The 26,121-nt window shown below is 54.9% G+C and carries 23 protein-coding genes; 11 read left to right on the top strand and 12 right to left on the bottom strand.

From position 1 onward, the window contains the following. The first annotated feature begins 79 nt into the window (after nucleotides 1–79). The 10 genes from AB8880_03690 (at nucleotide 80) to AB8880_03645 (ending at nucleotide 12,001) form a co-directional block, all read left to right on the top strand. Nucleotides 80–1,120 carry an ABC transporter substrate-binding protein gene (locus tag AB8880_03690; protein XDZ66509.1) on the top strand — a complete coding sequence of 347 codons (1,041 nt, stop codon included), beginning with the start codon at nucleotides 80–82 and terminating at the stop codon, nucleotides 1,118–1,120. 80 nt (nucleotides 1,121–1,200) lie between these two features. Continuing rightward, on the top strand, nucleotides 1,201–2,286 hold the full coding sequence (locus AB8880_03685) for an ABC transporter ATP-binding protein (GenBank protein ID XDZ66508.1): 1,086 nt from the start codon (nucleotides 1,201–1,203) through the stop codon (nucleotides 2,284–2,286). A gap of 1 nt (nucleotide 2,287) precedes the next feature. Continuing rightward, complete coding sequence (locus tag AB8880_03680; GenBank protein ID XDZ66507.1) at nucleotides 2,288–3,190, top strand: ABC transporter permease; 903 nt, start codon at nucleotides 2,288–2,290, stop codon at nucleotides 3,188–3,190. Beyond that, the gene (locus AB8880_03675) at nucleotides 3,191–4,009 is read left to right on the top strand and encodes an ABC transporter permease (protein ID XDZ66506.1); all 819 of its coding nucleotides are present in this window, start codon (nucleotides 3,191–3,193) and stop codon (nucleotides 4,007–4,009) included. It abuts the gene before it with no gap. Beyond that, entirely contained in the window at nucleotides 3,996–5,627 is a 1,632-nt protein-coding gene (locus AB8880_03670) for a GMC family oxidoreductase (protein ID XDZ66505.1), read from the top strand. The genes AB8880_03675 and AB8880_03670 overlap by 14 nt, the downstream gene beginning before the upstream one ends. 13 nt (nucleotides 5,628–5,640) lie before the next feature. Then, nucleotides 5,641–6,741 (top strand): mandelate racemase/muconate lactonizing enzyme family protein, encoded by a 1,101-nt coding sequence (locus tag AB8880_03665; protein XDZ66504.1) that lies wholly within the window; start codon nucleotides 5,641–5,643, stop codon nucleotides 6,739–6,741. 56 nt (nucleotides 6,742–6,797) lie between these two features. Next, complete coding sequence (locus tag AB8880_03660) at nucleotides 6,798–8,159, top strand: glutamine synthetase family protein (GenBank protein XDZ66503.1); 1,362 nt, start codon at nucleotides 6,798–6,800, stop codon at nucleotides 8,157–8,159. Nucleotides 8,160–8,178: 19 nt separating this feature from the next. Further along, nucleotides 8,179–9,561, top strand: coding sequence for an aldehyde dehydrogenase family protein (locus tag AB8880_03655; GenBank protein XDZ66502.1), 1,383 nt, complete (start codon nucleotides 8,179–8,181; stop codon nucleotides 9,559–9,561). Then, a complete protein-coding gene (locus AB8880_03650; protein ID XDZ66501.1) occupies nucleotides 9,558–10,703 on the top strand; it encodes an iron-containing alcohol dehydrogenase in 1,146 nt (381 codons plus the stop codon). Before AB8880_03655 ends, AB8880_03650 begins: the two co-directional genes overlap by 4 nt. Nucleotides 10,704–10,795: 92 nt before the next feature. Beyond that, the gene (locus AB8880_03645) at nucleotides 10,796–12,001 is read left to right on the top strand and encodes an MFS transporter (GenBank protein XDZ66500.1); all 1,206 of its coding nucleotides are present in this window, start codon (nucleotides 10,796–10,798) and stop codon (nucleotides 11,999–12,001) included. 244 nt (nucleotides 12,002–12,245) lie between these two features. Here AB8880_03645 and AB8880_03640 read toward each other — a convergent pair whose 3' ends face one another. From AB8880_03640 to cysG, 12 genes are all read right to left on the bottom strand, one after another. Continuing rightward, on the bottom strand, nucleotides 12,246–12,980 hold the full coding sequence (locus tag AB8880_03640) for a phosphate/phosphite/phosphonate ABC transporter substrate-binding protein (GenBank protein XDZ66499.1): 735 nt from the start codon (nucleotides 12,978–12,980) through the stop codon (nucleotides 12,246–12,248). Nucleotides 12,981–12,994: 14 nt separating this feature from the next. Next, nucleotides 12,995–14,299, bottom strand: coding sequence for an NAD(P)H-dependent oxidoreductase (locus tag AB8880_03635; protein ID XDZ66498.1), 1,305 nt, complete (start codon nucleotides 14,297–14,299; stop codon nucleotides 12,995–12,997). A gap of 35 nt (nucleotides 14,300–14,334) precedes the next feature. Beyond that, a complete protein-coding gene (locus AB8880_03630; protein ID XDZ66497.1) occupies nucleotides 14,335–15,105 on the bottom strand; it encodes a sulfite exporter TauE/SafE family protein in 771 nt (256 codons plus the stop codon). Between the two features lie 17 nt (nucleotides 15,106–15,122). After that, nucleotides 15,123–16,646: a class I adenylate-forming enzyme family protein gene (locus AB8880_03625; GenBank protein XDZ66496.1), complete on the bottom strand. Its 1,524-nt coding sequence runs from the start codon at nucleotides 16,644–16,646 to the stop codon at nucleotides 15,123–15,125. 1 nt (nucleotide 16,647) lies between these two features. Next, the gene (locus tag AB8880_03620) at nucleotides 16,648–18,060 is read right to left on the bottom strand and encodes an aldehyde dehydrogenase family protein (protein ID XDZ66495.1); all 1,413 of its coding nucleotides are present in this window, start codon (nucleotides 18,058–18,060) and stop codon (nucleotides 16,648–16,650) included. A gap of 79 nt (nucleotides 18,061–18,139) precedes the next feature. Beyond that, entirely contained in the window at nucleotides 18,140–19,636 is a 1,497-nt protein-coding gene (locus tag AB8880_03615) for a tripartite tricarboxylate transporter permease (protein XDZ66494.1), read from the bottom strand. A 10-nt stretch (nucleotides 19,637–19,646) separates the two neighbouring features. Continuing rightward, the gene (locus AB8880_03610) at nucleotides 19,647–20,204 is read right to left on the bottom strand and encodes a tripartite tricarboxylate transporter TctB family protein (GenBank protein XDZ66493.1); all 558 of its coding nucleotides are present in this window, start codon (nucleotides 20,202–20,204) and stop codon (nucleotides 19,647–19,649) included. Between the two features lie 88 nt (nucleotides 20,205–20,292). Continuing rightward, the gene (locus tag AB8880_03605) at nucleotides 20,293–21,321 is read right to left on the bottom strand and encodes a tripartite tricarboxylate transporter substrate binding protein (protein ID XDZ66492.1); all 1,029 of its coding nucleotides are present in this window, start codon (nucleotides 21,319–21,321) and stop codon (nucleotides 20,293–20,295) included. A 164-nt stretch (nucleotides 21,322–21,485) separates the two neighbouring features. Further along, nucleotides 21,486–21,911: a DUF934 domain-containing protein gene (locus AB8880_03600; protein ID XDZ66491.1), complete on the bottom strand. Its 426-nt coding sequence runs from the start codon at nucleotides 21,909–21,911 to the stop codon at nucleotides 21,486–21,488. A 9-nt stretch (nucleotides 21,912–21,920) separates the two neighbouring features. Then, nucleotides 21,921–23,588: a nitrite/sulfite reductase gene (locus tag AB8880_03595; GenBank protein XDZ66490.1), complete on the bottom strand. Its 1,668-nt coding sequence runs from the start codon at nucleotides 23,586–23,588 to the stop codon at nucleotides 21,921–21,923. Continuing rightward, nucleotides 23,572–23,880, bottom strand: a complete 309-nt coding sequence (locus tag AB8880_03590) for a DUF2849 domain-containing protein (protein ID XDZ66489.1) — start codon at nucleotides 23,878–23,880, stop codon at nucleotides 23,572–23,574. The genes AB8880_03595 and AB8880_03590 overlap by 17 nt, the downstream gene beginning before the upstream one ends. Beyond that, on the bottom strand, nucleotides 23,880–25,346 hold the full coding sequence (gene cysG, locus AB8880_03585; GenBank protein ID XDZ66488.1) for a siroheme synthase CysG: 1,467 nt from the start codon (nucleotides 25,344–25,346) through the stop codon (nucleotides 23,880–23,882). The genes AB8880_03590 and cysG overlap by 1 nt, the downstream gene beginning before the upstream one ends. Before the next feature lie 121 nt (nucleotides 25,347–25,467). On the opposite strand from cysG, the gene AB8880_03580 reads away from it, so the two are divergent. Next, nucleotides 25,468–26,118 (top strand): IS1595 family transposase, encoded by a 651-nt coding sequence (locus AB8880_03580; GenBank protein ID XDZ66487.1) that lies wholly within the window; start codon nucleotides 25,468–25,470, stop codon nucleotides 26,116–26,118. Nucleotides 26,119–26,121: the final 3 nt, after the last annotated feature.

Below are 26,121 nucleotides of genomic sequence, written 5' to 3'. Positions count from 1 at the left end.
TGCCACCACATCTGGAAAAATAAAACGGCAAAACAACGACCTGCAAAAGGCCTATCTAATCATGGGAAGGGTTACCATCATGAAACTGAAAACACTACTCGCCTTGGGTGCTGGCTTGCTGGCATCAACCGCCTACGCGGCGGACAAAAGCGTCACCATCGCCTCCTGGGGTGGATCCTACCAGGAAGCCCAGAGCAAGGCACTGTTTGAGCCTGCCCAGGCCAATACCGGCATTACCGTCAAGCAGGAAACCTATGGCGGCATGTCTGATGTTCGCCTGCAGGTATCCACCGGACAGGTGACGCTTGATATCGTTGCCAGCGGTTCGGGTTCGGCGGCACGTGCAGCCGCGGAAGGCCTTCTTGAAAAACTCGATTACAACGTCATCGATGTTTCCACCTTCTATCCGAACCTCTATACGGATTACTGCGTTGGCGGTGATGTTTTCTCAACGGTCTATGCCTGGAACACCGAAACCTATGGCGATGCCGGACCAAACAGCTGGGCGGATTTCTTCGATGTGAAGAAATTCCCGGGCAAGCGGGCCTATCGCGGCAAGGTTGCCGGTGCACTTGAGCCAGCCATCATGGCTGATGGCGTTGCCCCGGAAGATGTCTATAAGGTGCTGGATTCCGAAGAAGGCATTGAACGCGCCATCAACAAGATCCGCGAACTCAAGCCACATATCGATGTTTTCTGGACTTCAGGCGCACAGCACGCCCAGCTCATGAAAGATGGTGAAGTTGACATGACCACCGGCTGGAACGGCCGTTTTGACAATGCCAAGAAAGACGGCGCCAAGGTCAAGTACAGTTTCAATCAGGCGCTGCTTGATTATGACTGCTTTGCCGTGCCGAAGGGCGCGCCGAACCGTGATACCGCGATGGAGTTCCTCGCCGAGATTTCCAAGCCGGAATATCAGGATGATCTGCCGAAATACATCACCTACGGCCCGACCAACGAGGCGGCATACAATACCGGCGTGATTGATGCAGCAACGGCTGCAAGCCTGCCATCTTCGCCAAAGAACGTGGCATCGCAGGTTCCTGTATCTCTCGAGTGGTACGCCAAGTGGGAAACCGTCGCGGCTGAAATGTATCAGGAAATGCTGACGGAATAATCTCAAAAAGACCATCTACCGTGCTGCGGGCAGATCAACGCCCGCAGCATGAATCTCATTCAATTCCCGAAGAGACTGAAATGACCCGCACTGCCGAAGCCCTGCCGATCACCATCCGCAATGTCACCAAGACATATGGTCAGGTTTATGCGTTGGACAATGTGTCTCTCGATGTGAAAAGTGGTGAATTTCTGACTCTTCTGGGGCCGTCAGGCTCCGGCAAGACGACCTTGCTGATGGTGCTGGCCGGCTTCACCCGTCCGGATATGGGCAGCCTCAAATTCGGTGATGATGAAGTGATCCGCACGCCGCCGCACTTGCGTAATCTTGGCATGGTGTTTCAGAACTATGCCCTGTTTCCGCACATGACCGTTGCCGGCAATGTCGGGTATCCGCTTCGGCTGCGCAAAACCCCCAAAAAGGAAATACAGGATCGCGTGGAAAATGCGCTTGAACTTGTGCAACTGGGCGGACTTGGTGAACGGCGGATCAACCAGCTTTCAGGCGGCCAGAAACAACGGGTGGCTCTCGCACGTTCAATTGTTTTCGAGCCGCGTATTCTCTTGATGGATGAACCGCTCTCGGCCCTTGACAAGAAACTCCGTGACCAGATGCAGATTGAACTGCGCCGCCTCCACGAACGGCTCGGCATGACCACGGTCTACGTAACCCATGACCAACGTGAAGCGCTGACCATGTCCGACCGGATAGCCGTACTTAACCATGGCCGGATCATGCAACTGGCGACACCGCAGGAACTCTACGATTACCCCCAGAACAAATTTGTGGCGGATTTCATCGGCGAGTCCACCTTCCTCAAAGTGGAAAAGAGTGGATCTTCCCTGGTGGCAGGCGGGGTCAAGATCAGGACCAGCCGCCCCGTGCCGGAGACAGAATCCCTTGTGCTGCTCATCCGTCCTGAACGGATACGCCTGATCGAGGGAAAGCCGGCCCGCAACGTCAATGTCTTCACCGCAACGGTAACAAATGTTGTCTACCAGGGGGAAAGTTTCCTGCTCTACGCCAACCTTCAGGATGGCACTGAGGTGGCGGTGCGCGGCACGATCAGAAGTGATAACTTCGCCCGCCTGCCCAGACCTGGCGAAACCGTCAGCCTCGGGCTTGAGAACGCCGATACTGTCATCATTGAAGATGGGGACAACTGACATGATCCAGACGGATCAACGCATGGGCAGTGATTTCAATGCCGCAGGGCTGCGACGTGATGAGCGGCTTGAACGGCTTAGACTCTTCGGGCTCAGTTCACCTGCGCTGATCCTGATCCTGATCATACTGGTGATCCCCGTCGGCTGGCTTTTCTATGTTTCCTTCATCGGTGCCGACGGAACATTCTCTCTTGAAAACTATGAGCGGATGACCCGAAGCAAATCCTATGCGAGGATTTTCCGCACAACCTTTGAAGTCAGTTTTCTGACCACGATTTTCTGCATCCTGATCGGGTATCCTCTCGCCTATTTCATGTCGCAGCTTCCCAGCCGGATCGCCAATCTGTGCATGATTACGGTTTTACTGCCGTTCTGGACCTCGCTCCTTGTGCGGACCTATGCCTGGCTGGTCCTTTTGCAGAAACGCGGGCTCGTCAACAACTGGGCGATTTCAGCCGGACTCTGGGATGATCCGATCAAATTCGTGCATAACCTCAATGGGACGCTGATCGGGATGGTGCATATCATGCTGCCATTCCTCATCCTCCCCGTCTATGGCGCGATGCGGGCGATTGACCGGGATTACCTCAAGGCGGCGTCCAATCTTGGCGCATCTCCTGTCCGATCTTTCTGGACGGTGTTCTTCCCTCTCACCACCCCGGGACTCTTTGCCGGCGCGTTGATGGTTTTCGTGCTTTGCCTTGGATTCTTTGTGACGCCAGCGGTTCTGGGCGGCGGCAAGGTGATCATGGTATCGATGAAAATCGTCTCCAATATCGAGCTCTTCGTGAACTGGGGGGCGGCAAGCGCCCTCGGGGTCATCCTTTTGATCATCACCATTGCGACGCTGTGGATAGCTTCACGCTTTCTTAATCTGCAAAATATGGTCGGGGGAGGCCACTAGATGCTGAAATGGCTCAACCAACCGGCGACCGAGACCCAGGTCTCCCACGGACAGCGACTCTGGCTCTATGCGCTCGCGACGGTCATCATGATCCTGCTGGTCACCCCGACCCTGATTGTGATCCCGATGTCCTTTTCCGACTCCCAGTACCTCGAATTCCCGCCTGAGATCTGGTCCACTCGCTGGTACGACAATTATTTCGGCTCCGATGAATGGATGATCGCCACCCGGACCTCCTTCAAGGCGGCCTTTCTGACCATGCTTGTTGCAACACCGCTTGGCGTGATTGCCGCCTACGGGCTTCACACCTCGCGCATCCCGTTTATGCGGCTGGCATTTGTCACGCTCATCATGCCGATGATGGTGCCTGTTGTACTGGTCGCCATCGGGGCGTTCTATGCTTTCGTCAAACTGAAAATCCTCTACACGATTACGGGGCTCGTGCTGGCGCATACGATCATGGCGGTGCCGCTGGTGCTGATTGTCACGGGCGCTGCGCTGAAGAGTTATGACATGAATCAGGAAAACGCTGCCCGTGCACTCGGTGCGCCACGCTGGAAAGCTTTTCTGACGATCACCTTGCCGCAGATACGCTTTGCGGTGGTGACCGGCGCGCTTCTCTCCTTCCTTACATCTTTTGATGAAGTGGTGATTGCCATGTTCATTTCAGGTGGAGACAATCCCACCCTGACCCGAAACATGTTTAATGCCTTGCGTGACCAGATAGATCCTACTATTGCAGCAATATCTACAATCATGATCATCGTGACAACACTGATGATGGTGCTTGCCCAGATATTTGGTCGTGAAAAATCGTGAGTTCCGGATGGATGAATTCGATTACGTTATTGTCGGGGCAGGTTCAGCCGGGTCCGCCATCGCCGCAAGGCTGAGCGAAGACAAGCAAACCCGCGTGCTTGTGCTAGAAGCCGGACCATGGGGCAAGCACCCATGGCTGCATATCCCCATCGGCTATGGCAAGGTTTTCTATGATCAGCGCTATAACTGGAAATACCACACAGAGCCTGAACCCAATCTCAACAACCGATCTGTCTACTGGCCACGCGGCAAGGTACTCGGCGGGTCATCTTCCATTAACGCGATGGTCTATGTGCGTGGCCACCGGGACGATTACGACGAATGGGGGGAAGTCGCCCCGGGCTGGAGCTGGCAGGATGTCGAGCCGGTCTTCCGCCGCATGGAAAACTGGCTTGGCGATGCGCGGGCAGAACGCGGTAAAGGCGGCCCGCTCGGTGTTACCGATGTCAGCCCCATGGTGCATCCGTTGTCGCGCGCCTATATCAATGCTGCCGCGGAAGCGGGGATTCCGCCCAACAGCGACTATAACGCCGGAGATATGGAAGGCGCCTCCTTCTTTCAGATCACAACCCAAAACGGGTTGAGAGCGTCCGCCGCAAGAGCGTATCTCAAACCGGCGGCCTCACGGCAAAACCTCTCAATCGTCACCAAAGCACATGTGACGCGTATTCTTGTTGATGGACGCGCCGCCACGGGGGTGGAATATATCCGAGGTGGCCGGATCATGAAGGTGAGTGCCCGCCGTGAGGTCATTCTCTCAGGCGGGGCAATCAACACGCCCCAACTGTTGCAGCTTTCCGGCATTGGCCCGGCGGCCCTGCTGAAGACGATGGGTATTGAAGTTGTGCTGAATCAGCCTCATGTCGGGCGGAATCTTGCTGATCATCTCGGGCTTGAACTCGTTTACGGCGCAACGGTACCAACCCTCAACCAGGATCTGCGGCCTTTTTTCGGCAAGATCAAGGTCGGGCTTCAGTATCTTCTTACCCGTAAGGGCCCTCTCGGCATGAGTCTTAATCAGGGTGGAGGCTTTGTCTGGCTGAAGGAGAAATCCGGGCCTCCTGATCTGCAGCTCTATTTCATGCCGATGAGCTATACACGCGCACCGGTGGGCACAAGACCACTGATGAGCCCTGATCCCTTCCCCGCCTACAAGATCGGGTTTAATCCCTGCAAACCCGAAAGCCGGGGATATCTGGAAATTCGCTCACCTGATCCGATGCAGGCACCGCGACTGCATGGCAACTATCTTGCCACCGAAGAAGACTGCCGGCAGATGATCGCCGGCACCCGCCTTGTTCGCCATATCGCCAGCATGCCCTCTCTTGCACGACTGACCGACAAGGAGATCCATCCCGGCCCGCAGATGCAGACCGATGAGGAGATCCTTGAAACCGCCCGGGATATCAGCTGGACGGTGTTCCACCAATGCGGCACCTGCCGGATGGGCAGGAACGCGAAAACTTCCGTGGTGGATGAACATCTCAGGGTGCATGGCATTGCCAGGCTGAGGATTGCGGACGCGTCGATCTTTCCAACGATTCCATCAGGCAACACCAATGCCCCCGCAATTATGGTGGGGGAAAAAGCCGCCAGTATCATCAGGGGCGAAGCATAAGTGAGGACACGACATGAAGCTCAGATCCATTGAAACCTTTTGCAATCCTTATGTCGGATTTGTTCGCGTCACCGCCGAAGACGGGGCCGAGGGCTGGGGACAGGTTTCCACCTATCACAGCGATATCACCTGTCAGGTGCTGCATCGGCAGGTTGCCCCATGGATGCTGGGCAAGGATACAACCGACCTTGATGATCTTCTTGATCTGGTCACGGAACGTGAACATAAATTCCCCGGCTCTTATCTCAGGCGCGCCATGGCCGGGGTGGATACGGCGATCTGGGATTTGCGCGGCAAGATTGCCGGGAAACCCGTGGTTTCCCTGCTCGGCGGAGCGCCAGGGCCTATCCGTGCTTATGCCAGCTCGATGAAACGCGACATCACCCCGGCCGAAGAAGCCGACCGGCTGAAAGCGCTCAGGGACAAATACGGATTTGATGCGTTCAAGATGCGGGCCGGGGCAGAAGTCGGCCGCAATCAGGATGAATGGCCGGGCCGTACCGAGGAGATCATCCCGACCATGCGCCGGGAGTTGGGCGAGAAAGTGGACCTCTTGATCGATGCGAACAGCTGCTACAGCCCCGAACGGGCGATCGAAATCGGCCATATCCTCGAAGATCACGGGTTCTGTCACTATGAAGAGCCTTGCCCCTACTGGGAGCTTGAACAGACCAAGCAAGTCACCGATGCGCTCAAGATTGATGTTACCGGTGGCGAGCAGGATTGCGACCTGCCCACCTGGCAGCGGATGATTGACATGCGGGCGGTGGATATTGTCCAGCCGGATATCCTCTACCTCGGCGGGATCAGCCGGACGCTACGTGTTTGCAGGATGGCGGAAAAAGCCGGGCTCCCCGTGACTCCGCATTGCGCCAATCTTTCGCTGGTGACCTTGTTTACCATGCATCTCCTGCGGGCGATTCCAAATGCCGGCAAGTATCTCGAATTTTCCATTGAAGGTCCGGATTACTACCCCTGGCAGGAGGGACTTTATGTTGAAACACCTTACCAAATCGAAAATGGTCATGCTAGTATATCCGACAAGCCGGGCTGGGGGATTGAAATCAACCCCGAGTGGCTGGCCCGCTCCAGCTATCAGTCCAGTGCGGTTTAGCACGGACAGGATCGAAGATAGGCCGGGGTAAGAGAATTTTGGCTTTGGAGGATATTATGACAACAGCACTGCACTGGGATGATCTCGTCCCCATGGTCGAGAACAGGCAGATTGATACGGTCCTGGCCTGTATTGTTGATATGCAGGGCCGTCTCATGGGCAAGAGGTTCCACGCCCGTCATTTTATCGATACCGCATGGGAAGAAACCCATTGCTGCAACTACCTGCTCGCAACTGACCTTGAAATGGCAACGCCGGATGGGTACCAGGCCACGTCATGGGAAAGGGGATATGGCGATTACACCATGAAGCCTGACCTTAAATCCCTTCGTCTTGTGCCCTGGCTTGAAGGCACGGTAATGGTGCTGTGCGATGTGCTCGATCATCACACCCATGCGCCGGTCCCTCATTCTCCGCGCGCGGTTCTGCAAGCGCAGGTGGCGCGTCTGCGCGAGATGGGATTTGAGGCGATGATGGCCACCGAGCTTGAATTCTTCCTCTTTGCCAAAAGCCTGGATGAGATCAGAAAAGAAGGCTTCCGTGATCTTGAACCCATCTCAGGATATAACGAGGATTACCATATCCTCCAGACAACCAAGGAAGAGCACATCCTGCGGCCGGTGCGCAACCATCTCTATACCGCCGGCATTCCGATTGAAAACTCCAAAGGTGAAGCCGAAGCCGGGCAGGAAGAAATCAATATCAAATATGCCGAAGCCATGCTGACGGCGGATTACCACACGATCGCCAAACACGCGATCAAGGAAATTGCCTGGCAGCAAGGACATTCGGCCAGTTTCCTTGCCAAATGGGACCATAATCGTGTCGGTTCATCCAGTCATATCCATCAGTCACTGTGGAAAGATGGCCAGAACGCTTTTTTTGACCCATCTGGTGAATACGGCATGTCGCCGCTGATGAAGAACTATATGGCAGGTTTGTTGAAATACGCCCCGGACAGCACCTATTTCCTTGCACCCTATATCAACAGCTACAAGCGTTTCATGAAGGGCACGTTTGCGCCCACCCGCACCATCTGGTCGGTGGATAACCGCACCGCCGGGTTCAGACTTTGCGGTGAAGGAACCAAATCTGTTCGCGTGGAATGCCGGATCGGCGGCTCGGATATCAACCCCTATCTTGCCATGGCCGCCCAGATTGCCGCTGGCATTGCCGGGATTGAAGAAGGTCTTGAACTTCAGCCTCCGACAATGGGCGATGTCTATAAGGGAAAAACTGGCAGTATCCCCCAGACCCTGCGCGATGCTCGCGACAAGCTCATCCGGTCGAAAATGCTGCGCGCCGCGATGGGGGACTGGGTGGTGGACCATTACGCCCGCTGTGCTGAATGGGAAATAGAAGAATTCAACCGCGTCGTCACCGATTGGGAAGTCGCCCGCGGTTTCGAAAAAGCCTGATTGAGCTATTGGTGATCACATGACAAAGACCCTGACCTGCCTCTCCCCTGTTGATGGCTCGGTTTTCGCAACAAGGGAAACCGTATCGCTTGAAACCGCCTGCAAACAGATTTCAGCCCTGCGGCAGGCACAGGCCGCATGGGCAGCACGCCCGCTCGAAGAGCGGATCGAACTGGTCAAGGCTGGTGTTGCCGCGCTTGGAGCGATGAGTGATGAAATCGTGCCTGAACTTGCCCATATGATGGGCCGCCCCATTCGCTTTGGCGGCGAATTTCGCGGCGTAGATGAACGCGCAAGTTACATGGCGGAAATTGCCCACACGGCGCTCGCTGATATCGAGGTTGGCGAAGACGCAAATTTCAGGCGCTTCATCCGGAAAGTTCCCCATGGGGTCGTGTTTGTCATCGCGCCATGGAATTACCCTTACATGACGGCTATCAACACGGTGGCGCCTGCGCTGATTGCCGGTAATACGGTGGTGCTGAAACATTCAACCCAGACCCTGCTGGTGGGTGAGCGCATGGCCAGGGCCTTTCATCAGGCCGGTATTCCCGAAGATGTGTTCATGAATATCTTCCTTGATCATGAAACAACCACCCGGCTGATCGAAGAACGCATGTTTGATTTCATCAATTTCACCGGCTCCGTTGGTGCCGGACGTGCCATGGAAAAGGCAGCAGCGGGGACTTTTGTCGGTGTCAGCACCGAGCTTGGCGGCAAGGACCCGGGTTATGTGATGGATGATGCGGATCTCGATGCCGCCGTCGATACGCTGATGGATGGCGCGATGTTCAATTCCGGCCAGTGCTGCTGCGGGATTGAACGGATCTATGTCCATGAAAGCATCTATGATGCCTTTCTGGAAAAATCGATTTCCTGGGTGAATGCGCTTAAACTTGGCAATCCTCTTGACCCTGAAACCACGCTTGGCCCCATGGCCCATCCACGCTTTGCTGAAACCGTCCGCCAGCAGATCAATGATGCGATCAAAATGGGGGCAACCGCATATATCGAACCTTTTGCCGAAGATGATGGGGCGGCCTATCTGACGCCGCAGATCCTCACGAACGTCACCCATGAGATGGACGTCATGCGCGAGGAAAGCTTCGGGCCGGTGGTCGGGATCATGCCGGTCAGCGACGATGCTGAAGCCATCCGCCTGATGAACGATTCATCCTATGGACTGACCGCAAGCCTGTGGACAAAGGATATCGAGCGGGCCGAGCGGATCGGCAACGCGCTCGAAACCGGCACCGTCTTCATGAACAGGGCGGATTATCTGGACCCGGGTTTGTGCTGGACCGGCTGCAAGGACACTGGCCGCGGCGGCGGGCTGTCGGTCATCGGCTATCAGAATCTGACACGGCCAAAATCATTCCATCTTAAAAAGGGTACATCATGACACCATCTGCCAACTGGTCCTATCCCACTGCCATCCGCTTTGGGGCTGGCCGTATCAAGGAACTTCCCGAAGCCTGTGCCCAGGCTGGCATTAAAAAGCCGCTGCTGGTCACGGATCGCGGCCTTGCCAGCGTGGATATCACGGCCCATGCGCTGGATATTCTTGATGCAGCCGGGCTTGGACGGGCGATTTTCGCTGAGGTGGACCCCAACCCAGATGAAGTCAACCTCACCAACGGGATCAAGGCATTCCATGACGGCGGCCATGACGGTGTGATCGCCTTCGGCGGCGGCTCCGGTCTTGATCTTGGAAAGATGGTTGCCTTCATGTGCGGGCAGACACGGCCTGTATGGGATTTTGAAGATATCGGCGATTGGTGGACCCGCGCCGATGCCGATGCGATCAAACCCATCATTGCCGTGCCTACCACCGCAGGCACCGGCTCTGAGGTCGGGCGCGCCAGCGTCATCACCAATTCAGAAACCCATGTGAAGAAAATCATCTTCCATCCCAAAGTGCTGCCATCGGTGGTGATCGCTGATCCGGAACTTACCGTCAGCATGCCGAAATTCATCACCGCCGGAACCGGACTTGATGCCTTCGCCCATTCGGTCGAGGCATTTTCAAGCCCGCATTACCACCCCATGTCGCAAGGGATTGCGCTTGAAGGCATGAAACTCGTGATCGAAAACCTGCCGCTTGTCTACCAGGATGGCAGCAATCTTGAAGCCCGGGCCCATATGATGAGCGCGGCAATGATGGGGGCAACAGCCTTTCAGAAAGGTCTTGGCGCGATCCACGCCATGAGCCACCCCATCGGCGCGGTCTTCAATACCCATCACGGCACAACCAACGCGGTCTGCATGCCGGCGGTGCTGGAACTCAATGCTCCTGTTATCCGGGAGAGGTTTGATCGCGCCACCTCGTATCTTGGGGTAGATGGCGGGTTTGACGGGTTCTGCGCCTTTGTGCAGGAATTCAACGATCAGTTTGCCATTCCCCGGACCTTGACCGATCTTGGGGCGGATGCGGCACGGATGGAGGATCTGATCACCATGGCCCTTGACGATCCTTCATGCGGCGGCAACCCGGTCCAGCTTGACCGCCAGAATCTCCAATGGCTTTTTGAGCAGAGTTTCTGATCATGCCCTGGTCTTGAAGGGCCAGAAAAGGTTTGGTCTTGAACCGGGCGGAAAAAGGGCCGAGGGTTGAGATATAAGGCAGGTGTTTATTGATGCTTCAGCATATCCAGCATAAATCTGTTCGGGATATTTTTATCAATATCAGCCATTTCCTTGACCATTTCATGATGTTGATCTTTGCCAAGGCTGCCTATGATGCGGCCCGGCATTTCGGGATCGGATATCAGGATATCATCAGCTACGGGACATTGGGGTTTGTGCTTTTTGGCGCGATGGCGCCTGTTTCTGCAAGGCTTGCTGATCGATATTCGCGATCACTCATGATGGTGATCTTTCATTTCGGCATCGGTGTTGCGGCCATTCTTGCAAGCCAGGCCCGGACACTGGATGAGCTTATGGCCGGACTTGCCCTGATCGGGATCTTTGCATCGATCTTTCATCCCGTCGGTATAGCGATGCTGTTGCGACGTGAAGGCAGGGTCGGGCTCAGGCTTGGCATCAATGGTGTGTTCGGCAATATGGGGGTTGCCGCCGCGCCGCTGATTGTGGGTGTTCTTCTGCTTCTCGGCGACTGGCGGGTTAGTTTCTGGGTTTGCGGCGGGGTCTGCCTTGCCTATGGGATTATCTTCATCCTCGCGCTCAGGCCTGAAACCCGGGCAACCGCGTCAGGCAAGAACACCGGCCAGGCTACCTCCGGGTTTTCAAGGGGATGGCTTCGCGCCCTTCTCGCCCTTGGGCTTTCCACCACCGCAGGCGGCTTTATCTTCGGGGCCATGACCTTTCTGGTGCCGCGATATTTTGAAATTTCCATGACCAGTGTCAGTGTTTCTGTCGCCGTCACCGGGCTTCTTGCCTCGATCGTCTACGCGGTAGCCTCCTTTGCCCAGATTGGCGTAGGCTGGCTGATAGATCGGGGCTCGCCGCGAATGGTGCTGTTCTGTATGGCCACCGGCCAGGGTATTTTTCTTTATGCGGCATCGCAGTTCACGGATCTTGCGCTGATGGCGGTGATGACCATGGCCATGAGCTTTGTTTTCGGTCAGATCCCCATCACCGATGCCATTATGGTCCGCTATGTGCCCGATGAATGGCGGGGAAGAATTCTCAGCATCAAGTTTCTGCTTAATCTATCGGTGGGGGCCAGTGTTCTTCCCCTCTGTGCCATGCTCTTGCAGAACGGCTATTCGATGGCAAATCTTTTCATGATCATGAGTGCCACCGCCGCGCTGATCATGGCAGCGGCGCTGTTCCTGCCGAGCCAGGGTATGACAAAGGAGCTTCAGGAAAAAACGGCCTGAGCTCCTTTGTTAAAAATTTCTGAATGTATCAGCTATCGCTTGCGCCGACTTGTGCCCAATCCGGCACCCAGGAAGGGTAGCTCGAACAACCCGCAGCACCGAAAAGGGTCAGTGTCAGCAATACACCTGCAACAATCTTTCTCATCAAATGACTCCCTTAAGACTAATTATGCTCTATGACGCTAACATATCTCTTGATAGGTGTCATGCACCTTGCGTTGGGCTTCTCCATTATCGCGGTAGGTCAAAGCCTGGCCATTTCCGCATATCGTGATGGATCATCGAGGCGGAGAATACCCCCCACCCCCAGACGGGGCGCGAATTGCTGAAATGCTTCTGTTTCGGCAAAACCAAGCAGATGCTGGATCATGTGTTCCACCTGATCTGCGGGAAGATTCCCCGGGGCAACGAAAGGCAGGCCTGGATAATCACCTGTCTGACCAAGAACACGGATATGCTGGATAAGTTCTGGCTGTTCATATATTGCCATATTAAAGCTGAGCCGGTCGATCGCAGCCAGCTTCACCTTGCCTTCGGCCACCAGCTGCACCGACTTGACATGCCCGCCACTCAAGACGTACCGGGGGAAACCGGCATCCCCCCTGCCCAGCATGTGAGATGAAAAAACAACCGATCCTGAAAAGGACCCGAGTTCATTGATGGCAACCTTGTGCCGCGCCGGATCAAAATCTTCCAGTTCCTCCAGCCCGCCTTGCCGCGGGGTGATCAGCACGGAATGGTAATAGCCAGCGGGAGCCGATTTATCGGCAAGCCACAGGGTTGCCAGATAGGAATATGTGCCAGCATCGGCTTTGGCAAATTCAATCCCGCAAATCTGGCCGAAGGCAAAGCCCGCAAGGTCGTGATACTGGTCGATTTCACCACATGCCTCCCGCATCCAGTCTTCAAGTGCGTTGAACAGGGGTTCAGTTGAGGCTGACAGATACATATCGAGTTTGGCAAAGGATCGTCTTGGCATGATCGCCTTCCCCGTCAACTGGCGCCGGTTTGTTCCATGGCACGCCGATAGCGGATGATTTCATCGCCCTCATCCCACGCAATATCATCCCAGGTCAGCATCTGGCCAGCCTTTACCTGCCTGATAAGATTCACATCACCCGCAAGACCTATGGGCAGGCCGCCAAGAGAAAGTGATCGCTCCGCTGGGATGAGTTTACCCCAGACCGAATGCCCCCCTTCCCCATCGAGCCTTGTGCCCGTAGGCATAGCTCTTTTGGCTGTGGCCACGACATCACTACGAAAATATCGCGTGGATCCCGTCGCACGGCCAAGCAACCCTGCCGCCAGAACCGAGATATTCAACTCAAGACCGATCAGGTGAAACGGTTTATACATGGCGGAAAATTGACCGGTCGTATCGGTGTTCATGCCGTATTGACGGAAACAGGCGGCAGCGTAATCGTTTGGCGCTTCCAGCACCACATAAACGCCCCAGCGCAAGTCCCTTTCGACATCGCTTCCGTCACGGTTAAGGGAGGATACCGCCTCAACCATGCCCTCAGCCTCAAGCACGCCGCCCTTTTCCGCGGGCCGCAACACCTGGGCCAGATCATCCATCCCGCAGGGCGGGAAAGCCAGCCCATCGGAAGGCGGCATCAGATCACAGGCATTGGCAATCGCGGCCATTTCCAGCGCTGATTTCGTGCCATCGAGAAAGGAATTGAACATCTTTGAATTCATGCCTGCCTCAGCGGCCTCTTCCGCGCTCAATCCATAATGATCCCAGACACTATCAGGTGTAGAAGCATGATAGGCAGGCAGATATTTTGTCCCCTTGCCGGCAGCCATGACACGAAACCCGCAAGCCCGCGCCCATTCCACCATCTCAGCTGTCAGCGCCGGCTGATCGCCATAAGCCATGGAATAAACACATCCGGTGGCGCGCGCTTCAGCCGCCAGGCTGGCGCCAGCAAGCACATCAGCCTCGACATTTACCATAATGATATGCACCCCCTCCCGGATGGCGGCGCGCGCATGGCGAATACCCGCATGGGGATGACCGGTGGCTTCGATGATCACATCAACTTCAGGCGTGATGGCGGCAAGTCCGTCCTCAACGAACCGGGTCCAGGCAATGCGATCTTCATCCCATCCCACATCCCGGCAGGATTGACGCGCCTTCTCCGGATCAAGATCAGCAATGATGACGACCTGAAGGCCTGGTGTTGTCGGCACCTGGGCCAGAAACATGGAGCCGAATTTGCCGGCCCCGACAAGCGCCACACGGACCGAGCCGCCTGCTTCGATGCGCGCCATCAATTCAGTAAATAGAAACATCGCCCTCTCCTTTTGCCATGGGGCAATATCGGTCTTCAGAAAAGGCCCACCGCAATCAGCCGGGCTCCCATGCAAAGAAACGCGATCAGCACAATCTTGCGGAAAGTCTGCTGCGGGACATGGTTGCGCAAAATCTCACCAATGCGAAACCCGGTCAGCACCACCACCATGCCGATGAGCGACTGCAGCATCGTTTCAACGGTCAGCGTTCCCGCAAGATAAAGACCGAGGGCCAGCGGAAAGCATCCAGCCAGAAACAGGAACCCGGTTGCGGCAATGAAATCATCCTTTTCCAGGTTACGGGCGATCAGATACATCGCAACCGTAGGCGACCAGATGGAACTGAGCCCGCCAAGGATACCGGAAACCAAGCCGAAACCAGCCTGCCAGCCCCTGCCAGGTCCGATCGGCAGGCGTATCCCGTAAAGACCGTTCAAGGCAAAGACGATCATCGCAATACCGATCGAAACGGTAAGAAAGGAGGTCGGATATCGGTTGATGAATAGCGAGGTGACGAAAATCGCAATCATGATCGCCAGCGCGAATACCCAATAGGTCTTTGCTATCTCCACCTTGTTTGCCGCACGGCCGAATTGGGTCAGATTTGTGAAAATGATCGGCAGGGTCAGCAAGGCAATCGCATGCGTCGGGGTTGTGACAAGCGTGAGCAGCCCCATGGCAGCGGCGGGCAGACCAATCCCGAGAAATCCCTTAACAGTGCCAGAGATGAAAAAAGTCACCATCATCACGAGAAGAACAGTGATATCCAGCGACGGCATGATGAGACTGAGAAAATTTTCTGGCACAGCCGCTGTCTTCCTTTCTATCCCTGATCCGGATAGACCAGAGGTTTAAGCTTCATCCGTTGCACCTTGCCCGAAGGACCCTTGGGCAGATCATCCAGCACATGAACCATGTCGGGCGACTTGAATTTACCCAGCCGTTCCTGGCAATGCCGGATGAGATGATCAATTTCGACATCTTTGCCATCTTTGAGACGGATACAGGCTTCGACACGCTCACCATATTTGTCGCAAGGCATGGAGAAGGCCGCCGCTTCAAGCACGGATGGATGCTCAAGCAGAACTTCATCAATCTCACGCGGCGCAATATTCTCTCCCCCCTTGATGATCAGCTCCTTGATCCGGCCGGAAACGAAGACATATCCGTCTTCATCCATATGACCAAGATCACCCGTTCTGAGCCAGCCATCGGCGGTGATTGTCTTGGCCGTTTCATCGGGCTGGTTAAGATATCCAAGCATCACGTTGTCACCTCGAACGAGGATTTCCCCGGTGACACCGGGGGCAACAGGCTGCTGATTTTCATCACCAATGATGACTTCATTGCCAACCGCCACGCCAGGGGATCCGATTTTGCGTTCAGCCGGCGGCATGGGATTGGAAAGTATCTGCGCGCCGGTTTCCGTCAGGCCCATTGTTTCAATGATCGGAATCCCGAAACGATCTTCAAAGCGGCGGTGAATTTCCGGCGGCAGCGGCGAGGAAGCGGAACGCGAGAACCGAAGACGTCCAAGGTCACCCGCATCATCCGGACTGTTGAGCAAATACGCAAACAATGTCGGTACCGCTGAAAACCAGCTGCAGTTGTTGGATTTGATCTGATCCCAGAAACGGTTGACCGAAAACCGGTACGGCATGACCAGCGTGCTTGCGGAAACAAGTGTTCCCATCACCGTCACGCAAAGCCCGTTGATATGATAGATCGGCAGAACACATAATCCGGCATCGTCGGGACCTATGCCATGGCCATCAGCGACGTTCCGCCCTGCCGCCAGCAGATTGGCATGGCTGAGCATTACCCCTTTGGGGTTGCCCGTTGTCCCGGATGTGTACATCAGCAGCGCCGGGGCCTCGGAAGAGGGAATGACTGGCTCCGAAGGTGTGGCCCCCTCTGGCCAGTCTGGTCCCTTTTCAGGATGCAGCGCAACAAGTTGGGGTGAAGTTCCTGCCTCGGCCGCCGCTTCTTCGATTTCGACCCGGCAATCATCGGCAACAAAAATCAGCCCGGCGCCTGAGTGATTGAGCACATAGGCCATGACCCTGGCTCCAGCCACAAGATTTAAAGGGGTGGCGTGAAAACCGCCATAGGTGATACCCATGAAAGCAAGACATGAGCCGATGGAATTATGCGCCGCAACCGCGATCCTGTCTCCGGGCCTGAAGCCGAGACCGGCAAGATGGGCGGCGATTTCCCTTACTCTGGAGACCGCCTCCGCATAGCTCACGGTCTTACCTGTTTCAGGTGAAACCAGCCATTGTTTATCGCCATGGGTCCTTGCGTTGAATTCGATCTGCTGGCGGAGATCACGCGGAAGATCAGCCATATTACTTCCCGAACGTATTCCAGTAGTTACCAAAAATATCTTCCAGTTCCGGCTTGTTTTCAGCTATTTCGCGAACAACCCGGACACGGTTGATGAAGTGACGCCAATTCAGGTTGTCGTCGATCGAATTTCCGCCCCAACTGCCGCAACCCATGGACAGGGAGAACGGAAGACCATTATTAAAAAACCCGCCATTGGCAAAACAATGCGCCTGATTGACGATCACCCGGCAGGTCCTTGCTGCCATGGCAAGGTGCCGCGCCCTTTCATCCAGTGATGAATGCAGGCTGAGCGAATGCCCCGCGCCCTGATAATCCTGTATCGTCCTTGCGAGATCCACCGCGGCATCAAAATCCTCGGCGCGATAGAGGGCAAGAAAACGAGACATTTTCTCCCCGGAAATGATCGCGTCAGGACCGGCCTTTTCCGCTGGTGCAATCAGAAATCTAGTATTGGCGCCGGCCCTTGATTTCAGATCAAGCGCGTCGATGATGACATCGATATCCTTGGCCAGCAGCATTGTTGTCATCCTGCCGTCGTGCCAGTGCACCTCCTCAAGGCGTTTAACCTCATCCGGATTGAGAAGAAGACCTCCCGCCGCCTCCAGTTCGGCCACGACCTCATCATAGACGGACGAGACGGCAATCACGGCGTTTTCCGACGAACAGGACGTGGCATTATCAAAGACTTTGGACGCGGCGATCTTTTCCGCGGCACCCGGAATATCAGCTGTTTCATCGATAATACTGACAACATTTCCCTGCCCGACACCTATCGCCGGCGTGCCCGAGGAATATCCTGCCCGGACATTGTTTTGCGAGCCTGTCACGACAAGAAGATCAGCAATCTCCATCAATCTCCTGGTCTTGTCCTTGGACGGCGGAGCCGGAACCATCTGAACAAGATCACGCGACACCCCGATCTTGTCGAGTTCAGCGTGAATATAGCCAAGAAGACGTATCATCGGCTTCGCCCCCTTGGGAGACGGCGCCACGATGATGGCGTTACCTGTCTTGAGGGCGTTGATGATGTTGTTGGTTGGTGTTGCCAGTGGATTGGTCGACGGCACAATGGCGGCGATCACGCCCTTGGGCCGGTAATATATCGAAAGACCTTTCGCATCATCATCTTCAATATGGCCAAACGCCTTGACGTCCTTGATGTCGCGCATCAGACCCAAGGTCTTGTTATGGTTCTTTCTGATCTTGTCTTCGGCGTTGCCGAGCCCTGTTTCATCAACTGCCATCACCGCAAGTTCGGCATTCCGTCCCGGCTCCATCAGCGCCCAGGCAACAGCCTGACACGCACGATCAAACAGCTCCTGTGCGCCGTTTTTCTCATATTCGGCCTGGGCTGCACGGGCACGGGCAACAATCGCATCAATGGCGGCGATATCATCTTCAGCTGTTGTCATGTCTTACCTTTACAAATCACTTACCACCTGCGAAATGCACAATCCTGAGGTCTCGATATCCCTTGCATGGAAAGGCCCGTCAAACTGCCTCCGTTGACCTTGATGACTGAATTGCTGAATACACCCCCCTCAACAGGGTGAGCGCTCCGGCGACAATCAGAATAGTGCAAATCGGGCGTGAAAAATATGTAACCAGATCATAATGGACCATCTGCATCCCCTGGGCGAAATTCTGCTCACCGATTTTTCCGAGAATCAACCCGAGCACGATACCTGGAATGGAATAGCCGGAACGGCGCAGAAGAAAACCGATTATGCCTGCGGCAAACATCACCATCACATCAAGCACCAGGCCGCGACCGATATACGCCCCGATGCTGGCCAGCATCAGGATGAGTGGCGCCAGAAACTGAAACGGGATTTTCAGAAGATAGAGAATTGTCTTTGTTTCCAGCAGCCCGATGAAAAGAATAGACAGATTTGCGTAGAACATGGCCGCGAAAACAATCCAGATCAGATCGGGAGAGTTGTAGAAGACAAGTGGCCCCGGCTCAAGATCATGCATCTGGAAAACAGCCACCATCATCGCGGTCAGCGCACCACCCGGAAGACCAAGCGCAAGAAGCGGAATCATCGCAGCTCCGGTGGCAGCATTGTTTGCTGTTTCCGAAGAGATCACGCCCTCAAGCTTGCCTTTGCCGAATTCTTCCTTGTTCTTTGACCAGCGCACCGCTTCACCATACCCCATGAAGGCCGCAAGCGTGGCGCCAATCCCGGGAAGGATCCCGCAGAAGAACCCGACAAAAATAGATCTGATAACTGCAATTTTATGCGCCCAGAGCTCCCGGAATGTGGGGAAGTTGACGCTCAGTTCAGGTGCTTCGTATTTGCCGCTTGCCTTCTTTTCGGCCTGTACGAAAACTTCGGATACCGCAAAGAAACCCAATATCGCCGGCACAAAGGCGATACCGGCGGCAAGATCGGAAAAGCCGAAATTATAGCGGTTTATCCCGCCAACTGGATCCTGGCCGATCGTCGCAATCAAGAGACCGAGAAGCACCGAAAGCCAGCCTTTCCAGATCGTCCGCCCGCCAACGGTGGAAGCCACCGCAAGCCCGAAGAAGACCAGCGCGAAGATTTCTGGCGGGCCGATATTCATGATCGCCCATTTCGCCAGAGGTTCGGTCGCCAACATCATCACAAGGGCCGATGCGGTCCCGCCAATGGCAGAACACAACACCGCAGCGCCGACAGCCTTGGCCGCCTTCCCCTGACGTGTCATGGGGTAGCCATCAAATGACGTGGGGGCGTTTTCAGGCGCGCCGGGAATATTGAAGAGAATAGCCGTGATGGCTCCACCATAGGTGCCGGTACAGTAGATCACCGCAAACAGCATCACCCCCTGGGCCGGATCAAGATCAGCGGTAAATGGCAGAAGAATGGCGGCAAGCGTAAGCATGCTCACACCCGGGATCGCCCCGAACAGCATTCCGCCAAGCACCCCGAAAATGAAAATCGCAATTGTGAAAGGGTCGCCAAAAAGCGTCGCCGTACCTGTCAGAAAATTCTCCCACATGGTCTTCCCCTTACATCAACTGCTGAAGCTGCGTTTTTGTCTTGAGCATGAACGCACTGAAATCATAGAACGGCGAGACATTGCCCTGCGGCAAGGGCGCATTAAGGAGAAACATGAATAAAAAGATCAGAAACGCGTAGATCACGAGGGTAACCAGCAGGATCTTGCCAACACGCCGCTCTCCCCAGGCCAGCATGATCAGGGCGATGAAAAACGGTGTTCCGGCGTAAAACCCGACCGGTTTAAGCAGGATTGCATAAAAGAGAGGCAGTAAAAGGATAAAGGATGTCTTGATCACCTGCCCCATGGAATTGTAGCTGACTTCACTGCTTTCCTCGCTGAAGCCGACACGGCCTTTCTGCGTCTCGGAGCCGTTATTCCACGCGTAATAGAGATTGCCAGCCCCGACAAGGATCAAGAGAAGAAGGATGGATCTCGGCCAGCCTGTTGCACCAAATTTATAAATTTCAATTGTTTTGTTGAATTCAAAGGAAAAACCGAAAAAAACAATGCAAATAAACAGCCATATTCCGGTCTCGACAAGATGCGCGCGCGTTAGATTGCCCATGGCTGAGGTCCTGATCAGGTAAGATGCTGCACAAGGTAAGGAGACCTGCCCGGCCGAATGCCGGACAGGTCAAGATCATCATAAGACCTTACTTAACGTCAAGGCCCATCTCCTTGTAGACCTCACGATACTGGTTGATCGAGTTGCTGATCAGCTTGATGGCACCTTCGGTATCACGGTAGCTGTCAATGACATTCATGAACTTGCTGTCATTATATTTCTGATAGCTGTCCTGACAGTAGGCACGCTGGAAAGCCCATTTAAGCCAGTTGAGGCGATCTTCGGGAATGCCCTTGTGGACATAGAAACCACGGAACCGCAGAAGAGGTTCGAAATCCATGCCCATTTCCCTATGGGTCGGAACATCGGCAAAGATGCCCGGGCGCTCGTTGAAAATGCTGAGAATCGGCTTGAAATTGCCGGCATCGAGGAATTTCCGGACATCACCCGGCTGCTCGAACAGGGCATCAACCTGGCCGCCGAGAAGTGCGCCATAACGTGGTGCACCCTTATCGAAGGAAATCTGCTGAATCTTCATGCCCGTGGCATCGGTGATGAATTTCATCGTCACCCGTTCCATGGATCCTTCGGCCGAAACATTGGCGATCGTGGCCTTGCCATCCTGCGCCTTGACCCATTCAACAAAGCTTGGCCAGTCGGTAAAGCGTGTTTCGTTGCTGCGAATATAGATCTGGGAGAAGGTCACCTGCGAAACAACCAGCGGGGTGAGATCGCTGGCCGGGTTGGGCTTGCTTGAATCAAGCGCATGTGCCGATGAGGCGTCATCGATATGTTCAAGCACGTTGTAACCATCTGCTGGCATGGCCATATAGGCGGTCATCCCGACCGAGCCTGACCCGCCTGGCTTGTGGTCACGGTTGATGCTGACGCCGGTAAGTTCAGTCACAGCTTCAGCCATGGCTGCGGCAACCTGACCGGAACCTCCGGCAGGGCCATAGGGTACAATCATGGTCAGGGCACGATCAGGGAAGCCACCCGGCTTGTCCATGCTGGCTTCGGCGCGGCGGCACTCTCCTGCATTTGCGATGCTTGCCACGCCTGCGATCGTGGCGGCGACAGCAACCGCTGTCAGTGTCTTTGTTGAAAAAATTGTCACGATTTCCTCCAATCAGTATTGTCTTCCGCTTTTGGCGCGGCCTTATTTGATAGGTGAATTTAACGAAGCGGAACCGGAGAGTGTCAACAAAAACTTTAATTTTTTTAGATTTATTACAAAAAACACCCCCGCAAGAAGGTGTTTTAATGTCGAGAATACTCGCTTCAGCCTTGCAAAAATTGCTGCTGATAACTGAGGTTTCTTTCCCCGATCGCATTGAGCCAGTATTTTTCCGGCATCCGCATGACCACATCAGGGGACAATGCCAATTCCGTGAACCCGCATTCGAGGGCATGGCGAAACTGCCCGACATGGAGATGGCCTTCCGCCCGCAAGGCCCCTTCATATCCGAGGTTACGCAGTTTTCGGGCCAGCGAGAAGCCACGCCCGTCATGCGGTGAAGGAAAGTGAACAGAAATCGCATCAAGTCGGGAAAGGATCGGGATCAGGTTTTCGACTTCGGCTGTATTCTCAAGACGGAGATGCGCATCCCGGGGGAGTTTGCGCTGCAACGCATCGTCCAAACCTGCCTGGGGCCGTTCAGCCCAATTATCGGCGGAAAAACCTTCTCTTGAAACAATGGTAAGCATGGTCACGCTCTAGCCTGTCTTTCGCATTGCAGTGTCGGGATAAAGAACCGTCTTGAATGGCGCCAAACCAACCCGGCGGTAGAATGCAAGGAACGTCTCATCCCTGTTATGTCGATGCCCGAGATAGAACTGGATGATCCTTTCAATGGCAAGCAGCAAGTCTTCGGCGGCAAATCCAGGGCCTGTCCGCTCCCCCAGCGTGGCATCCTCTGTTCCGTCGCCTCCAAGGGTGATCTGATAGTTTTCAACCCCCGCGCGATCAAGCCCGAGTATGCCGATATGACCGACATGATGATGCCCGCAGGCATTGATGCATCCGGATATCTTGATCTTGAGCGGCCCGATCTCATGCTCCTTGCGTAAGGCTGCAAATCTCAGCGCGATATCCTTGGCAACAGGGATAGACCGTGCGGTGGCCAGCGCACAGTAATCCATCCCCGGGCAGGCAATGATGTCGGACAACAGCCCGATATTGCTTGTGGCAAGTCCGGCTTTGGCAAGTTCGGTATAGACGGCAAGAAGATGCTCCGCCGGTACATGGGGAAGAATGATATTCTGCTCATGGCTGACACGGATTTCATCATGGGCATAGTGTTCAGCCAGATCGGCCAGCACCCGCATCTGTTCGGCCGAGGCATCTCCAGGTGTCTGGCCGGGTGCCTTGAGGGAAATGCTCACGATACGATGAAGCGGATCACGATGCCTTGCCAGATTGTTCTCGCACCATTGGGCAAAACCGGGGGAAATCAACTTGTCCTGCTCAAGATCATGATCCCGGGCGCGGCTGAAATCCGGCGTGGTGAAACTCTCCCTGATCCGGTGCATCATCTCATCCGGTGGAGATACCGTTCCGCGGATAGACTGAAAATGACTGTTGATCCAGTGCCTCGCTTCGTCAATCCCAATCTCGTCAATCAGGATCTTGATCCGCGCCTTGTACTTGTTATCGCGGCGGCCGAAACGGTTATAGACATGAAGGATGGAATCGATATAGGCCAGCAGGTCCTTCTCGGGCAGGAATTCCGTCAGCACCCGGCCGACGCGTGGCGTCCGCCCAAGGCCGCCGCCAACCCAGATCTTGTATCCCTTTTCCCCAACCTCGTTAAGAAGAGCCCTGATCCCGATATCATGGAATGCCACCACCGCACGATCGTCGGCGGAACCGGTGACGGCAATCTTGAACTTGCGCGGCAGGAAGGCGTATTCCGGATGCCCGGTTGACCACTGGCGCAGCATTTCGGCGATGATGCGGGGGTCCTCCACCTCATCGGCCACAGCACCGGCAAAGTGATCCGCCGTGACATTGCGGATACAGTTTCCCGAGGTCTGGATGGTGTGCATATCCACCTCGGCCAGCGCCTCAAGCGCATCGGGAACATCCGGAAGACGGATCCAGTTGAACTGGATATTCTGCCGGGTGGTGAAATGCCCGTAGCCTTTGTCATAGGCCTCGGCAATATCGGCAAGTTTGCGCATCTGACGACCGCTGAGCGTCCCATAGGGGATGGCAACCCGGAGCATATAGGCATGAAGCTGGAGATAAAGCCCGTTCTGAAGCCGCAGCGGCTTGAATTCATCTTCGGTCAGCACCCCCTGAACACGCAGCTTTACATGTTCACGAAATTCCCTGATCCGGTGCTTGAGATAGGTGTGGTCAAAATCAGTATACTGATACATGTTCAGCCTCATCACCGGCTTGCTTGCCATGGTAATAGTTGCCCGGCCCGAGAGCCCGAATGCGCTCACGCACCGATAGAGGCGAAATCGCATCACCAATCACGCGTACCTCGATCGCGTAAGCACCGATCAGACGGTCCGGCATGGCATTTGCGTTTCGGAGAGATTCCTCCACCTCTTCATCAGTAGTGAAAACCCGTGCTTCGGCAATCTCGCTGACCCAACGCGACGCCCCGAGATAGACAACCGCGCCACGGTCAAACGTATTTGCTGTAATGACTTTTCCTGCCATCAACCGATCTCCCGCAACTCAACGGAGTCGTGCATTTCAGGACCTGAAACAGGCATGATCTGCTCCAGCCTGCTTGCATGGGGCTCAAGACCATAAAGAACGACGGCGGGGCCCTTCAGGCCTTGATCCGCGCTGTCTTCCACCATCGCCGCCAAGGTTGTCGCCAGCCATTTTTCCCCCGCATGCCCTACCGATTGACCAATGGTGACCGGTGTTGCGGGATGTGCTCCCTGCATCATCAACCGGCTGCGGATATAGGGAAGCGCACGCATGCCCATGTAAATCGCGGCAACCGAGCCTGGTTTTGCGAGACGCCGCCAGTCCTGATCAGCAAACCCCTCACGGTCATGGCCCGTGATCAGATGCACGGCCTGATTGCGGCCACGGCGGGTGAGCGAGACCCCCATATCCGCTGCTGCTGCTGCCGCCGCGGTGATGCCCGGGATAATCTCAAACGCAAGCCCAGCTACATGCAGGGCATCAATCTCTTCATCGAGGCGTCCAAAGATTCCCGCATCTCCGGATTTCAGCCGGACAACACGATGCCCGGCCCGTGCTTTTTCAATGATAAGCGCGTTGATATCATCCTGCGTCCAGGAAGGACCAAAGCCTGTTTTGCCAACCTCGACAATCTCTGCTTCACGTCGGCAGAGTTCAAGGACAGGACCGGGTACAAGACGATCATGAAGGACGATATCGGCATCATCCATGGCCTTTATGGCCTTGCGGGTCAGAAGATCAGGATCCCCCGGCCCGGCACCGACGAATTGAACCGGATGGATGTGCAGGGTCTCTCCATCACTCTTACCCGCATGCAGGTGTTTGCCGAGCAGATCACGCAACCCTTTTTCATAGACCGCGGCCCATGCCGTGCTGCCCTGCGCCGTGCTCTTGCTACGGATAGACGGGACCACCCGGTCAAGAAATTCCCCCCAGAACTGTCGCCGTGCCGTTCCCGGGGCAAGTGTCTCCACCTCGGGGCGGAATGCCCCCATGATGCCTGCCAGCAGGCCTGTATCGTGATCAAGCAGCATCTCGATCTGGCTCTTGATCCGGCGCGCCAGCACCGGTGATGTTCCCTCCGAACCTATGGCGATCATGACCGGATTTCTGTCCACGAGGGCAGGCGTGATAAAACGTGATCTTTCCTTGTCATCGATCACGCAATACGGCAGATTAGTCGCTTCAAAGACGCTGATCGCGGCATCGCGTTCAACCACGTCATCACTGCCGATATAGGCAAAGACAGCCTCGGCGCAGTCCTCCGGACAGACTGAACGGTCATGGTGACCAAGCCGCCCGTCCCGCACGAGTTGTGCGAGATTCGGGTCCGTGACAGACCCGAAGAGGACCAGATCGGCCGAGGTTTTGGACAGCAGCCGGATCTTGGGGAGGGTGATCAAACCACTGCCCACAAATAGCACCTGACGGCCGTTCATCTGCATGTAAACTGGAAAATAATTCATCGGATGCTGCCTGTCCTTTCACGCAAAGGAAACAGCAATTCATCAAGCATGAAATCTCTAAACAGGTGCTAAAAACAAAAGGGGCTGTACCAGATAACTAGTACAAGTTATAGGTATAGTGATGAGAAAGAGCAGATTAAGCCGATTGAAGCAGACTAAATTGATGGAGCATTATGTTGCGGGAACGACGGCGAGATGTGCCGCTGATTTGGTGGGTGTAAACTTCAAAACAGCAGCATATTACTTTCATCGTCTGCGGGAAATCATCGCCCTTGAGACGCAAAATAACGATGTGCTTTCAGGTGAATTTGAGGTGGATGAGAGTTACTTTGGAGGCACACGTAAAGGCAAACGCGGGCGAGGTTCTGCGGGCAAAGTTCCTGTGTTTGGTATCCTCAAACGTGGCGGTAAGGTTTACACACAGATCATTCCAGATGCGTCAGGTCAAACGCTTATACCTATCATAGAAGATCGTATTATGCCTGATAGCATCGTATATTCAGATTGCTGGCGTGGATACAATGTCCTTGATGTATCTGAATTTAAGCATTACCGCATTAATCATTCAGTATTGTTTGCAGATAAGAAAAACCACATTAACGGCATTGAGAACTTCTGGAACCAGGCGAAACGGCATATGCGTAAATTTAACGGTATTCCTGCCAAGCATTTTCCGCTATTTTTAAAGGAGTGCGAGTGGCGATTCAACAACCCATCACCACAGACGCAATTAAAACAAGTCAAACAATGGGTTAACAAACATATGGGCTAGTTA

Source organism: Alphaproteobacteria bacterium LSUCC0684 (assembly GCA_041228335.1).
Classification (GTDB): domain Bacteria; phylum Pseudomonadota; class Alphaproteobacteria; order Puniceispirillales; family UBA1172.
The sequence above is the reverse complement of the archived record's forward strand: the minus strand, read 5'-3'. Positions and strand labels throughout refer to the sequence as shown.

Excerpts from the sequence above, each read along its gene's own strand:
- AB8880_03680 (XDZ66507.1), top strand. The coding sequence starts at position 2,288 with ATGATCCAGACGGATCAACGCATGGGCAGTGATTTCAATGCCGCAGGG.
- AB8880_03675 (XDZ66506.1), top strand. The coding sequence starts at position 3,191 with ATGCTGAAATGGCTCAACCAACCGGCGACCGAGACCCAGGTCTCCCAC.
- AB8880_03635 (XDZ66498.1), bottom strand. The coding sequence starts at position 14,299 with ATGTTTCTATTTACTGAATTGATGGCGCGCATCGAAGCAGGCGGCTCG.
- AB8880_03580 (XDZ66487.1), top strand. The coding sequence starts at position 25,468 with ATGAGAAAGAGCAGATTAAGCCGATTGAAGCAGACTAAATTGATGGAG.
- AB8880_03650 (XDZ66501.1), top strand. The coding sequence starts at position 9,558 with ATGACACCATCTGCCAACTGGTCCTATCCCACTGCCATCCGCTTTGGG.
- cysG (XDZ66488.1), bottom strand. The coding sequence starts at position 25,346 with ATGAATTATTTTCCAGTTTACATGCAGATGAACGGCCGTCAGGTGCTA.
- AB8880_03690 (XDZ66509.1), top strand. The coding sequence starts at position 80 with ATGAAACTGAAAACACTACTCGCCTTGGGTGCTGGCTTGCTGGCATCA.
- AB8880_03615 (XDZ66494.1), bottom strand. The coding sequence starts at position 19,636 with ATGTGGGAGAATTTTCTGACAGGTACGGCGACGCTTTTTGGCGACCCT.
- AB8880_03665 (XDZ66504.1), top strand. The coding sequence starts at position 5,641 with ATGAAGCTCAGATCCATTGAAACCTTTTGCAATCCTTATGTCGGATTT.
- AB8880_03595 (XDZ66490.1), bottom strand. The coding sequence starts at position 23,588 with ATGTATCAGTATACTGATTTTGACCACACCTATCTCAAGCACCGGATC.
- AB8880_03640 (XDZ66499.1), bottom strand. The coding sequence starts at position 12,980 with ATGCCAAGACGATCCTTTGCCAAACTCGATATGTATCTGTCAGCCTCA.
- AB8880_03655 (XDZ66502.1), top strand. The coding sequence starts at position 8,179 with ATGACAAAGACCCTGACCTGCCTCTCCCCTGTTGATGGCTCGGTTTTC.
- AB8880_03590 (XDZ66489.1), bottom strand. The coding sequence starts at position 23,880 with ATGGCAGGAAAAGTCATTACAGCAAATACGTTTGACCGTGGCGCGGTT.
- AB8880_03685 (XDZ66508.1), top strand. The coding sequence starts at position 1,201 with ATGACCCGCACTGCCGAAGCCCTGCCGATCACCATCCGCAATGTCACC.
- AB8880_03600 (XDZ66491.1), bottom strand. The coding sequence starts at position 21,911 with ATGCTTACCATTGTTTCAAGAGAAGGTTTTTCCGCCGATAATTGGGCT.
- AB8880_03645 (XDZ66500.1), top strand. The coding sequence starts at position 10,796 with ATGCTTCAGCATATCCAGCATAAATCTGTTCGGGATATTTTTATCAAT.
- AB8880_03610 (XDZ66493.1), bottom strand. The coding sequence starts at position 20,204 with ATGGGCAATCTAACGCGCGCGCATCTTGTCGAGACCGGAATATGGCTG.
- AB8880_03625 (XDZ66496.1), bottom strand. The coding sequence starts at position 16,646 with ATGGCTGATCTTCCGCGTGATCTCCGCCAGCAGATCGAATTCAACGCA.
- AB8880_03620 (XDZ66495.1), bottom strand. The coding sequence starts at position 18,060 with ATGACAACAGCTGAAGATGATATCGCCGCCATTGATGCGATTGTTGCC.
- AB8880_03660 (XDZ66503.1), top strand. The coding sequence starts at position 6,798 with ATGACAACAGCACTGCACTGGGATGATCTCGTCCCCATGGTCGAGAAC.